Genomic DNA, 838 nt, shown 5'->3' with positions numbered 1-838 from the left:
TTTACCTCCCGCGGGAGGCCGACCCACGGGGTGGACAACCATGACAACCATGACAACCACGACTTACAACCTCCACTCCCGACTTACGTAATCAATGAAATTATAAATCTTCACCCCGAGTTTATCGTATTTATTTGATAAATCTGAAGATAGGTCAATGGCTTCAGGATAGAGTATAGATATTTTTTTGAGATGATTAATAGTCTCCAGATTACTGGCGTGCGCATAATTTAAAAACCTCAAAAAGTCATTTTTATATTTCCTCCTCCCATAGCCTTCCACGATATTCGAGTTAATAGAATCTGCCGATCTTCTTATTTGGCTTCCCAGCTCATAAAGTTCCTGCTTTGGCAGAAAATAGCTAAAGCGGTGAGTTTCGATAAACAGCTCGAATGAGATCTTGTAAATTTCGAGGTCGTGATAGCTTTTCATAGTATCTCAAGGGTTATTTAAAAAATTGTTAAGGGAAAAGTTAGAAAAAAGTTAATAGTAGTAAACAGGTATTATGAAGCCTTAATTTACAATCAAAATTGCAGATTTAAAAATAGTTGTTATCGTGGTTGTCGGTCCCGAAGGCGCCTCCCCCGAGGAGGTAAACTTCGATGTTCGGGATTGTTGTCCTAAACCTGCGGTCCTCTGTTGTCGAGTTGTCGTTGTTCTATTCGCGGGAGAACAGGGAGGGATGAAGGTGGGCACCGCGAAGAAGATTGGGGTTCGGCAGCCTTCATCCCACCCCTAAGTAATCCCCTGCTGGGCGTCTAAATAGAACAATGACTACCACCACAACAACCCCGGGGAGGCGCAGTTTACCTCCCGCGGGAGGCCGACCCACGGGGTG

Annotated in this window: 1 protein-coding gene; it reads right to left on the bottom strand. The window is 44.2% G+C overall.

Features of this window, described 5'->3' with window-relative positions; genetic code table 11:
* Positions 1 to 63 precede the first annotated feature (63 nt).
* On the bottom strand, positions 64 to 432 hold the full coding sequence (locus tag KI659_RS18520) for a four helix bundle protein (RefSeq protein ID WP_213946878.1): 369 nt from the start codon (positions 430 to 432) through the stop codon (positions 64 to 66).
* Positions 433 to 838: the final 406 nt, after the last annotated feature.

It is taken from the genome of Litoribacter ruber (assembly GCF_018449405.1).
Lineage (GTDB): Bacteria > Bacteroidota > Bacteroidia > Cytophagales > Cyclobacteriaceae > Litoribacter > Litoribacter ruber.
This window is presented reverse-complemented; position numbering and strand designations above follow the sequence as displayed.